This window comes from Streptomyces sp. NPDC059003 (assembly GCF_042740445.1).
In the GTDB taxonomy this organism is placed as follows: Bacteria; Actinomycetota; Actinomycetes; order Streptomycetales; family Streptomycetaceae; genus Streptomyces.
In genome coordinates this window covers 20,639-28,360 of the sequence record NZ_JBHYJH010000026.1, presented here as the reverse complement: position 1 = coordinate 28,360, position 7,722 = coordinate 20,639, and the positions used below count along the sequence as shown (strand labels likewise).

The 7,722-nt window shown below is 72.1% G+C and carries 8 protein-coding genes; 1 reads left to right on the top strand and 7 read right to left on the bottom strand.

Annotated features, from left to right (window positions below; all coding sequences use genetic code 11):
* Positions 1-287, top strand: a 287-nt coding sequence (locus ACFWZ5_RS13020) for a M23 family metallopeptidase (RefSeq protein ID WP_384890712.1), incomplete at its 5' end; no start/stop codon positions are given.
* Between the two features lie 26 nt (positions 288-313).
* Here ACFWZ5_RS13020 and ACFWZ5_RS13015 read toward each other — a convergent pair.
* The 7 genes from ACFWZ5_RS13015 to ACFWZ5_RS12985 all read right to left on the bottom strand — a co-directional run bounded on the left by ACFWZ5_RS13015 (position 314) and on the right by ACFWZ5_RS12985 (position 7,498).
* Entirely contained in the window at positions 314-1,198 is an 885-nt protein-coding gene (locus tag ACFWZ5_RS13015) for a Cof-type HAD-IIB family hydrolase (RefSeq protein WP_384791047.1), read from the bottom strand.
* Between the two features lie 111 nt (positions 1,199-1,309).
* The gene (locus ACFWZ5_RS13010; protein ID WP_384791044.1) at positions 1,310-2,212 is read right to left on the bottom strand and encodes an LLM class flavin-dependent oxidoreductase; all 903 of its coding nucleotides are present in this window, start codon (positions 2,210-2,212) and stop codon (positions 1,310-1,312) included.
* 75 nt (positions 2,213-2,287) lie between these two features.
* Positions 2,288-2,734 carry a hypothetical protein gene (locus ACFWZ5_RS13005; protein ID WP_384791158.1) on the bottom strand — a complete coding sequence of 149 codons (447 nt, stop codon included), beginning with the start codon at positions 2,732-2,734 and terminating at the stop codon, positions 2,288-2,290.
* Positions 2,735-2,941: 207 nt separating this feature from the next.
* Positions 2,942-3,853: a MerR family transcriptional regulator gene (locus ACFWZ5_RS13000; protein WP_384791156.1), complete on the bottom strand. Its 912-nt coding sequence runs from the start codon at positions 3,851-3,853 to the stop codon at positions 2,942-2,944.
* A 74-nt stretch (positions 3,854-3,927) separates the two neighbouring features.
* The gene (locus ACFWZ5_RS12995) at positions 3,928-4,878 is read right to left on the bottom strand and encodes a metal-dependent hydrolase (protein WP_384791041.1); all 951 of its coding nucleotides are present in this window, start codon (positions 4,876-4,878) and stop codon (positions 3,928-3,930) included.
* Positions 4,875-6,650: an SDR family oxidoreductase gene (locus ACFWZ5_RS12990; protein WP_384791038.1), complete on the bottom strand. Its 1,776-nt coding sequence runs from the start codon at positions 6,648-6,650 to the stop codon at positions 4,875-4,877. Before ACFWZ5_RS12990 ends, ACFWZ5_RS12995 begins: the two co-directional genes overlap by 4 nt.
* Positions 6,647-7,498 (bottom strand): M24 family metallopeptidase, encoded by an 852-nt coding sequence (locus ACFWZ5_RS12985; protein WP_384791035.1) that lies wholly within the window; start codon positions 7,496-7,498, stop codon positions 6,647-6,649. The genes ACFWZ5_RS12990 and ACFWZ5_RS12985 overlap by 4 nt, the downstream gene beginning before the upstream one ends.
* Positions 7,499-7,722: the final 224 nt, after the last annotated feature.

Below are 7,722 nucleotides of genomic sequence, written 5' to 3'. Positions count from 1 at the left end.
ACCGGGCGGCGGGCGCGGGGCGTGTGGAGCGGGTGGCGTGCGGCGGCGGCTTCGGCATCGAGGTCGTGGTGCGCCATCCGAACGGCTACTACACGCAGTACGCGCACCTCGCCGCCGTCACCGTCGACCAGGGGGAGCAGGTGCGCACCGGGCAGTGGCTCGGCCAGGCGGGCACCACCGGCAACTCGACCGGGCCGCACCTGCACTTCGAGGTGCGGCTCACCCCGGATCTGGGCTCGGGCGTCGACCCGGAGAAGTGGCTGGCCGAGCACGGGGTCAAGCTCTGACCGGTCCCTCCTAGGAGGGCGATTGCCTAACCGGCCTCTACGGAGAGGCAGTCCGCCAGAATCCGTTCGATGACGACCGCGACCCCGTCGTCGTTGTTCGCGACCGTGCGCCCGGAGGCGGCGGCGATCACGGACGGGTGGGCGTTGTCCATCGCGTACGACGTACCGGCCCAGGTGAGCATCTCGATGTCGTTCGGCATGTCTCCGAAGGCGACGACTTCCTGCGGGGAGATGCCGCGTTCGGCGCAGCACAGGGCGAGGGTGCCCGCCTTGGTGACGCCGGCGGCGCTGATCTCCAGGAGTGCGGTCACGCTGGAGCGGGTGATCTCGGCGCGCGCGCCGACGGCCTCGCGGGCCAGGGCCAGGAAGGCGTCCGGCGCCATCTCGGGGTGGTGGGCGAGCACCTTGAGGATGGGCTGCTCCGCGCCGTCGGAGTCCGCCGAGAGGAGCTTCTCGGCGGGCGCCACGCTGACCGAGGGGTCGAACCGCAGCGGCGGGTACTCCGGTTCGTGGTGCACCCCGCCGGTCCGGTCGACGGCGAAGGACGTGCCGGGGGCGGCCGCGCGCAGCAGCCGTACGACCTCCAGGGCGTCCGCCGCAGCCAGGGCGCGCACCTTGGTGAAGCGGTGGCTGCCGGGGCCGCCGTGCAGGTCGACGACCGCCGCGCCGTTCGCACAGATCGCCAGGCCGTGGCCGTGCACGTGGTCGCTGACCACGTCCATCCAGCGCGCCGGGCGCCCGGTGACGAAGAAGACCTCGATCCCGGCCTCCTCGGCGGCGGCGAGGGCGGCCACCGTGCGGTCCGACACGGACTTGTCGTCGCGCAGCAGCGTGCCGTCCAGGTCGGTGGCGATCAGCCGGGGCGGGACGGAGGGGGACGGGGTCCGGGGCCGGGAAGTCGCTGGGGTCACGTACGGGATTGTCCCGCATATGCCTGCACGGGTGTGGGGCGGGGCGCACATGTGAGTACGACGCACTCCCGGGCGCCCCTGCCCCACCTCGGGCCTCGCCCCGACGGCCCTTTACAGCTGCGCGACCGCCTCCGTCGCGATGCGCTCGAAGACCTTCTCGTCGGCCGCGAAGTCCGTGCCGGGCAGCGGCCAGTGCAGCACGATCTCGTCGATGCCGAGCGCGGCGTGCTTGCCTGCGAACTCGACGAACGCGTCGAAGGAGGCGAGCGGCCGGTCCGGCGTGAAGCCGGTGAGCAGAACCTTGTCGAGCTCGTCCACGTCGCGGCCGACCGCTTCGCAGGCCGCCCCGAGCCGGTCGACCTGGCCGCGGATGGCCTCCAGGGACTGCTCCGGCGTGCCGGTCGCGGAGATCTTCGGGTCGCCCGTGGTGACCCACGCCTGGCCGTGGCGCGCCGCGAGCTTCAGGCCGCGCGGCCCGGTGGCGGCCACGGCGAACGGCAGCCGCGGGCGCTGCACGCAGCCCGGGATGTTGCGCGCCTCGTACGCCGCGTACCGCTCGCCCTCGTAGGTCACCGAGTCCTCGGTGAGCAGCCGGTCGAGCAGCGGCAGGAACTCCGCGAAGTGGTCCGCGCGCTCACGGGGCGTCCAGGCGGCCTCGTCGGAGCGGCGCAGCGTGGACGCGTCGAAGCCGTCGCCGCCCGCGCCGATGCCGAGCGTCATCCGGCCGTTCGACACGTCGTCGAGCGTGATCAGCTCCTTGGCGAGCGTCACGGGGTGCCGGAAGTTCGGCGAGGTGACGAGCGTGCCCAGGCGGATGCGCTCGGTGGCGGCCGCGGCGGCGGTCAGCGTGGGCACCGCGCCGAACCACGGGCCGTCGCGGAAGGTCCGCCAGGAGAGGTGGTCGTAGGTGTACGCGGTGTGGAAGCCCAGCTCCTCCGCGCGCCGCCAGCGCTCCCGGCCCCCTTCGTGCCAGCGGAGAACGGGCAGGATCAGGGTGCTCAGACGCAAACTCATGTCGTCGAGCGTACGGGCCGCCCGGCCGGATCCCGCAGGTGAGGCAGCCGTCCCGCAGGGGAGCCCGGCGCGCGCTCAGCGGACCCGGCCGCTGAGCCAGGGCGTCAGGGAGATCATGGGGATGAGCTCCTTGTACGTCCTGTCGCCGGGGAGCGGCACGATCAGCCAGTAGCCGGGCGGGAAGCGGCGCCCCTTCACATGGGCGAGGCCGCCGAGGACCGACCGCAGGAAGGCGGGCACCTCGTCGCGCGGCACGTCGTGGCACTCGACGCCGTCGACGGTGATCAGCGCGTCGTCGTCCGGATAGAGCCGTACGGAGATCTGCGGCAGGCCGCCGAGCTCCACGAACGCCTCGTGCGGGAGCGAACCGTCCGGGTCGGTCGTCACCTCGAATCCCGCGGCGGTGCGGCGGGAGGTCCGGTCGGCGCCTATGTCATGGGTGACCTCGATCTCCCGCTCGTACTCGCGGGCGATCGCGCGCAGGGCGGCGACGGCGGCCTCGGTGCTGTGCAGGTGCTCCATGCTCATCGATCATGCCTGACGGGCATGCCGGACGGGGATTCCACGCCGGACGCGGATTCGTCTCCGCGTGCTCGGTTTTTCGCCATCGACTTTTCATCGAGGAATGTCGGTCCACAGGTTTGATCCACAAGCAAGTCGAGTTATCCACAGGCGACTTGGGAAATCTGTGGACAACTCCGGGATGGGAAGCGGCTTTTGACCAACTAGTCATGACTCATCACGACTTGCCGTAAGTGCGTCCAATGTCCGGCTCTGTAGCTCGCGTTCGGCGGCCGCCGTGATGAAGGCCGGGGCGTTCTCCCGGCCAACGAGCTCCTGCACGGCCCGCATTGTGCGGGCGGGCAGCGCCACGTACTGGGGCTCCTCGCTGTGCCGGGGGGCCTCCTCGTCGGAGAGGTGGCGGCGCAGATGGCGGGTCGCGAAGAGCCGCATCGCTCGGGCCAGTTCGGCGTCGACCGACTGCTGGGCCAGGGGGCGGAGCCTCCGGACGAGTGACGCCGCCTCGGCCGCGTCCGCCTCACTCGGCGGGTGGTTCCCCAGATAGCGCGCGAACACATGCTCATTCGTGAACTCCAGGAAGCGCGCCGCTATGTGCTCGACCTGCCCCCTCAACTCCCGCAGATGGCCCGAGATCGCCGACAGCGGCACGCCCGCCGCGTGCAACTCCACGGCCACCGCGAGCTCTTGCGGGCTGGGCACCAGAAACGCGTCGTCACGGCCCGGAAGCGGCTCCAGCACGCCGAGCGCGATCGCGTCCGCCACCGCCGCGTCGTCCGGCTCGCCCCCGAACGCCTCGTCGAGCTCCGCCCGGGTGATCCTGTCGGCCTTCTCGTCCGTCCAGGGGCCGTCGACCTCGGCGGCCAGGCCGAGTACGCCGCCGAGCCCGCGGCCCGCGTCCCAGGCCTCCAGGAGCTCCTTGATGGAGGCCAGGGTGTAGCCCCGGTCGAGCAGGTCGGCGATCTGCCGCAGCCGGGCCAGGTGCGCGTCGCCGTACACGTTGGCCCTGCCGCGCCGCTCGGGCCGGGGGAGCAGGCCGCGGTCCTGGTAGGCCCGGATCGTCCGCACGGTGGCGCCGCTGTGGTGGGCGAGGTCCTCTATCCGGTACTCGACCCGGGGCATCGCCGCCGGGACCTGGAACTCCTGAGTGTGCTGCCCGTCCAACGCTCCCCCGTCCTTCCCTGTGCTTCTCCCCGCTACGCGATGGCCGCCCGGCCCGCCGCCGCTGCCGCGACGCGCGCCGCGGGTGACTGCGCCAGGTACGCGACGGCCTTGCGCAGCGAGCCTTCCTGCGACGGATGGTACGACCGGCGCAGATAGCGGGGCACGGCCGCGCCGATCTCGCGCCACGTGGGCAGCAGGCCCTTGCGGACCGCCCTGTTGTGCCGCGCGAGCGAGTACCCGAGGCGCCCCGCGAGCCGCGGATCGTGCCGGAGCAGATACGCGCTGCCCCAGATCCACAGGTACAGCATCACGGGCGCCGTGACCGCCATGCCCGCGATGCGCCGCGCGTACCGGGGCGCTCCCGTGCCGCCGCAGTGCTGGTACATGTCGAAGGCGACCGCGCGGTGCTCGACCTCCTCCGCGCCGTGCCAGCGCAGCAGGTCCAGCATGACCTCGTCGGCGCGGGCCCGGTCGAGGGCGTCGGCGGACAGCACCCAGTCGCCGAGGACGGCCGTGAACTGCTCGATGGCCGCGACGATCGCGAGCCGGAAGCGCAGCCACTCCTGCGTCGGGATCGGCGCCCCCAGCGGCGGCTGCTCGCCGAGCAGCCGCTCGAAGAGGAAGTCGACGTACTTGGTGAAGCCGGCCGTGTCGAGGTGCTGCGCGGCCAGGTGGTCGAGCACGTACGCGTGCTGCACGCTGTGCGTGGCCTCCTGGCCCATGAACCCCTTCACGTCTGCCCGCAGCACCGGGTCCGTGATCAGCGGCAGGCCCTCCTTGAAGACCTTCACGAACCACCGCTCGCCCGCGGGGAGCAGCAGATGCAGGACGTTGATGACGTGGGTGGCCGTGGGCTCGTCCGGTATCCAGTGCAGCGGCGTCGCGTCCCAGTCGAACGAGACCCGGCGCGGAGTGATCGGGTAGTGCTCGTCGGACGTGTGGTGCTCGTCGGGCGGGGGTGTCGTGTCGTGCCGCGGGGTCACAGCGGTGGCTCCAATCGGGCGATCGCACGCAGGGCCTTGGGTGTGAAGCGGGACATGAGGTGGGCGCCGCGGGCCTCCGGGGTGACGGGCACCACCGCCTGGTTGCGGACGACGGCGCGCAGGACGGCGGCGGCCACCTTCTCCGGCGGATAGTTGCGCAGGCCGTACAGGCGCGCGGACTTCTTCTGGCGGCGCTTCTCCTCGTCCGCGGAGACGCCGGCGAAGCGGGCCGTCGCCGTGATGTTCGTGTTCACGAAGCCCGGGCAGATCGCGGAGACACCTATGCCCTGGCCCGCGAGCTCCGCGCGCAGGCACTCGCTGAGCATCAGGACGGCCGCCTTCGACGTGCTGTACGCGGGCAGCGCCTTGGAGGGCTGATAGGCCGCCGCGGACGCGGTGTTGACGATGTGGCCGCCCTGGCCGCGCTCGGCCATCTGCTTGCCGAAGAGACGGCAGCCGTGGATGACGCCCCACAGATTGACGTCGAGGACCTTCTTCCAGTCGTCGGCGCCCGTGTCGAGGAAGGAGCCGGAGAGGCCGATGCCCGCGTTGTTCACCAGGACGTCCACCACGCCGTAGTCCGCGGCGACCTTCTCGGCGAGCTTCTCCATGGCCTGCTCGTCGCTGACGTCGACCGTCTCGGCCCAGGCGGCGGGCGCGCCGATCAGACGGGACAGCTCGGCGGTGCGGGCCGCGGACTCCGCGTCCCGGTCGACGGCCACCACGCGGGCGCCCGCCTCGGCGAACGCGAACGCCGTGGCCCGGCCGATGCCGCTGCCCGCGCCGGTGACCAGGACCAGCTGGCCCGCGAACCGGTCGGCGTACGTGCCCGTGGCCGGGGCCGCGCTCGTCAGGGTCGGGCCGCCGTCCTCGTGGGCCGTGACGAACTCGGTGATCCACGCCGCCAGTTGGTCGGGCCGGGTGCGCGGCACCCAGTGCTTGGCCGGGAGCGTGCGCCGCGTCAGCCGCGGGGCCCACAGCTCCAGGTCGTCGTACAGCCGCTCCGACAGGAAGATGTCCCCGGACGGCGTGATGAGCTGCACCGGCACGTGCGCGTACGCGTCCGGGCGTGGCCTGCGCAGACGGGTGCGGACGTTGTCCCGGTAGAGCCAGGCGCCGTGCGCGGCGTCCGACGGCAGCGACAGGGTGGGATAGCCGTCCGCGGGGACCTTCTCCAGGCGCTGGAGCATGCGCGGCCAGCTCTTGCCGAGCGGGCCGCGCCAGGCGAGCTCGGGCAGCACGGGCGTGTGCAGCATGTACACGTACCAGGACTTGGCGCCCTGGCCGATGAGCTGTGCCGTCCGGCGCGGGGTCGGCCGCGCCATGCGCTTCTTGATCCAGTGCCCGAAGTGGTCGAGGGACGGGCCCGACATCGACGTGAACGACGCGATGCGCCCCTGCGTGCGCTGCACCGTCACGAACTCCCAGGCCTGCACCGAGCCCCAGTCGTGCCCCACCAGGTGCACCGGCCTGTCCGGGCTGACCGCGTCCGCGACGGCGAGGAAGTCGTCGGTCAGCTTCTCCAGGGTGAAGCCGCCGCGCAGCGGCTTCGGCGCCGTCGACCTGCCGTGGCCGCGCACGTCGTACAGCACCACGTGAAAGCGCTCGGCGAGCCGCGCGGCCACCCGCGACCACACCTCCTTGGAGTCCGGATAGCCGTGCACCAGCAGCACCGTGGGCTGCTCCGCGTCGCCCAGCTCGGCGACGCACAGCTCCACGCCGCCGGTGCGCACCCAGCGCTCGCGCGCGCCCTTGAGGTCCTCGATGGTCATGCGGCAGCCCTCTCCTCGGCCCAGCGCCGCACGTGCGGCAGGTCGTCGTCCAGCCAGAACGCGCTCTCGTCCGGGTCCTTGGAGTCGGTGACGACCAGGATCTCCTCGAACTTCGCGCCCGTGCCCCGGAATCCGAGGTGCGGCTCGACCGCCCACAGGCCCGGCTGCGGCGGGTGGTCGGAGAACTTGTACGGCGACCACAGGGGCGACCAGCCGTCCCGGTGGCCGCGCAGCGCGTCGCTCGCGAGGCCCTTCAGGGACTGCGTGCCGAAGCCGAACACGTGCGGGGAGAGCCGGCGCTCCTTGACCCGGTCGACCTTGTGCGCGATGACGCCGAAGGGATACGCGCGATGGCGGTTGGCATACCCCTGGCGGACCATGAGGCGGTCCACGTCCTCGTAGATCTCCCGCAGTGAGCGGCGCTCGCGGACCTCGCGCAGGATCAGCTCGCGATGCGCCTCGAGGTCGGCGAGGAGCTTGTCGTGCACGGGGTTCAGGCCGAGGCAGCCCGAGTAGCCGATGTCCGCCGTGAAGCCCTCGTACACCGGGGCCATGTCGAGGATGAACGGCATCCCCGGCTCCAGCTTGCGGTGCGTCGGGAAGAACTGCAGCGGGATGCGGAAGTTCACGAACGCCGTGCGGTCGCCGAACCAGGCGAAGGGCAGGTGGAACCAGTCCCGCACGCCCCGCTCGCGCAGCCACTCCCGCTGCATCCGCGCCGCATCGCGCTCCGTCACGCCCGGCTTGAGCTGGGCGGCGACCGCCTCCGCGCACTCGTACGCGAGGGTCTGCACGCGCCTGAACCCCCGCAGCTCCGCGGAGAGTTCACCCTTCACTGCTGAGGTCATGCCACCGTCCGTCCCGTGTCCGGTCCACGCCTGTCCGAGCCCGTCCGGCCGCTCGCCGTACGCGCTCGTAACTTGACACTGATGAATGTGACAATGACCGGCGGCTGCGTCAATAGGTCTGCACGACCCCGCGCGACATCTGCGGGACACCTCCGGGTGGGGTGGGGCCGGACCCTGAGGAACACCTCCGGAAGAACCCCCAGGGGTCGACTTCCGTAGGACCC

Bases quoted from the DNA above. Each gene is read 5' to 3' on its own strand.
- ACFWZ5_RS13000 (WP_384791156.1), bottom strand. From the start codon at position 3,853: ATGCCCCGGGTCGAGTACCGGATAGAGGACCTCGCCCACCACAGCGGC.
- ACFWZ5_RS12985 (WP_384791035.1), bottom strand. From the start codon at position 7,498: ATGACCTCAGCAGTGAAGGGTGAACTCTCCGCGGAGCTGCGGGGGTTC.
- ACFWZ5_RS13005 (WP_384791158.1), bottom strand. From the start codon at position 2,734: ATGGAGCACCTGCACAGCACCGAGGCCGCCGTCGCCGCCCTGCGCGCG.
- ACFWZ5_RS13010 (WP_384791044.1), bottom strand. From the start codon at position 2,212: ATGAGTTTGCGTCTGAGCACCCTGATCCTGCCCGTTCTCCGCTGGCAC.
- ACFWZ5_RS12990 (WP_384791038.1), bottom strand. From the start codon at position 6,650: ATGACCATCGAGGACCTCAAGGGCGCGCGCGAGCGCTGGGTGCGCACC.